Source organism: Mesorhizobium sp. M2C.T.Ca.TU.002.02.1.1, from assembly GCF_003997225.1.
Window position 1 is genome coordinate 1 of the sequence record NZ_RZTO01001004.1, and the last position, 1,966, is coordinate 1,966.

Annotated in this window: 4 protein-coding genes, 1 tRNA gene and 1 pseudogene; 3 read left to right on the top strand and 3 right to left on the bottom strand. The window is 64.2% G+C overall.

What is annotated here, in order from left to right; genetic code table 11:
* The 3 genes from EOD07_RS32590 to EOD07_RS32600 all read left to right on the top strand — a co-directional run.
* On the top strand, positions 1-523 hold a 523-nt coding region (locus tag EOD07_RS32590), incomplete at its 5' end, for a DnaA/Hda family protein (RefSeq protein WP_127238170.1).
* A 246-nt stretch (positions 524-769) separates the two neighbouring features.
* Positions 770-1,027, top strand: a complete 258-nt coding sequence (locus EOD07_RS32595) for a type II toxin-antitoxin system prevent-host-death family antitoxin (RefSeq protein ID WP_041009189.1) — start codon at positions 770-772, stop codon at positions 1,025-1,027.
* Complete coding sequence (locus tag EOD07_RS32600; RefSeq protein WP_127238171.1) at positions 1,024-1,407, top strand: type II toxin-antitoxin system VapC family toxin; 384 nt, start codon at positions 1,024-1,026, stop codon at positions 1,405-1,407. Before EOD07_RS32595 ends, EOD07_RS32600 begins: the two co-directional genes overlap by 4 nt.
* A gap of 14 nt (positions 1,408-1,421) precedes the next feature.
* On the opposite strand, the gene EOD07_RS39140 is transcribed toward EOD07_RS32600, so the two are convergent.
* The 3 genes and pseudogenes from EOD07_RS39140 to EOD07_RS38830 form a co-directional block, all read right to left on the bottom strand.
* Positions 1,422-1,547 (bottom strand): hypothetical protein, encoded by a 126-nt coding sequence (locus EOD07_RS39140; protein ID WP_281059109.1) that lies wholly within the window; start codon positions 1,545-1,547, stop codon positions 1,422-1,424.
* Positions 1,548-1,652: 105 nt separating this feature from the next.
* Positions 1,653-1,729: transfer RNA gene (locus tag EOD07_RS32605), tRNA-Pro, on the bottom strand.
* 72 nt (positions 1,730-1,801) lie between these two features.
* A pseudogene (locus EOD07_RS38830) lies at positions 1,802-1,966 on the bottom strand (NAD(P)/FAD-dependent oxidoreductase); the annotation flags it as partial.

A 1,966-nucleotide genomic window follows, 5' to 3' on the forward strand; every position in this document is an offset into this window, starting at 1 on the left:
GACGCATCTCGCCCGAATCTGGCAGGATAGGGCGCATGCCGTCACCGTCGATCCCAGCCGGATCGGCGACCACATCGCCGGTCTCGGCAGCAGGCCGGCGCTCGTCGACGACATCGACAAGGCGGCGATCGACGAGCCCGGCCTGTTCCACCTGATCAACGCGGTGCGCGGCGCGGGCTCGACGCTGCTGCTCACGGCGCGGCGTTTCCCATCGGCCTGGCGCGTCGCGCTGCCGGACCTCGTCTCGCGGTTGAAGGCGGCGGCGACCGTCGAGATCCACGAGCCCGATGACTTATTGCTCGCCGGCGTCATCACAAAGCTCTTCGCCGACCGTCAGATCGAGGTTGAGCCGCATGTGGTGCAGTATCTGGTGCGCCGCATCGAGCGCTCGCTCGGCACCGCCATGCGCGTCGTCGAGCGTCTCGACCGCGCCGCGCTTGAGCGCAAGACGCCGATCACCCGCGCCCTGGCCGCCGAGACCGTCAGCGCCATGGACGAAGGGCAGGGCGAGTTCGATATCTGAAGTTGAACTGCCCGCGTGACGCATCTGTCCCATTCCGGAACAGGTTTTCCGGCATCGCTCTTGCAAGGCAGACAATGCCGGTTGATCCCGGCCCCGGTCGCGTTCCAGATCGGGTTGTAGGCTCGCCGGGCTCGAGGTTTTGGGGTTCTCGCCCGGCGGGTTTACCGTTTCCTCGGAGCTTGCCGTTGAAATGAACCATTGAATGGTCTATCTAATGGACCATCCAATAGTTCATTTGGAACAGCCATGCAGATATCCGTGACGGACGCCAAGGGGCAGCTGACCGAACTGGTGAGGCGCGCCGAGGCTGGAGATGAGATTATCCTGACCCGCCACGGTCACGCGGCCGTGCGTCTCGTCCCGATACGATCCGTACCGGACCGGAAGCACCGCCGAGACCTGCTGCAAGCCGTCCGGGCCTCCGGAGCAGCGAAAGCCAGTGCCGGCCCGTCTGCGGCGCGCAGTCAGGATTTCCTCTACGGCGATGACGGCCTGCCGGAATGATCGCCGTCGATACCTCGGCCTTGATGGCCATTGTCCTCGGTGAGCCCGCGGCGGACGCCTGTATTGCCGCGCTCGAAGCGGAAGATAATCTTCTGATATCGGCCGGAACCGTTGCCGAGCTCCTGATAGTCGCTGCACGACGAGGCGTGGCCGAGGAGGCGCAATCCTTACTTGACGGGCTAGGTTTTGAAATCATGCCGGTGACGGAAGGTACGGCGCTGCGTATCGCTGCGGCCTATGAGCAATGGGGCAAGGGAGTTCACGTTGCGGGGCTCAATTTCGGCGACTGTTTTGCCTATGAAGCAGCGAAAATCCGCGGCTGCCCGCTGCTCTATGTCGGCGACGATTTCTCCAAGACCGACGTTGAAGACGCGATCTGAGTGGCCCAAATGGGCTAGGCCCGCTTCCCCTTGAGCCTGTCCCACAGCCGGCGCAATTGCCGCCACCACCATGGCCTCGGCTTGCGTGGGACCAGGACCATCTTGCCGTTGATGACGGCGTCACCCACCCAGTCATGCACCTGCATGCGCCGCGGGCAAGCAGGGGTAAGGATCCTCGCCCGTGATCCGCACCAGGTCCGGGTGCTTCAGCACGAGGCGGAAATCGAAACCCTGGGAAGAAGCGATGGTCGGAGTGGCGTGATTCGAACACGCGACCCCCTGATCCCAAATCAGGTGCGCTACCAGGCTGCGCTACACTCCGACGTCCCGCGGCGTATAGGGGGCGGACGCCCGGAAGGCAACACAAAAACGGAGGTCGGAAGTGGCGGCCGGCTCAGCGCTTCTGGCCGGTGATCTTCCTGGCGATCGCGGCGCCCTGGATTATTGCGTTGGCAAAGCAGCCGCGAATGCTCGGCCGCATGCCGGTGAACCAGAGTCCGGGCAGCTTCGGATCGTTCGCGGCGCCGTTGAACAGCGGCACGCCCTTGGCGTCTGTCTC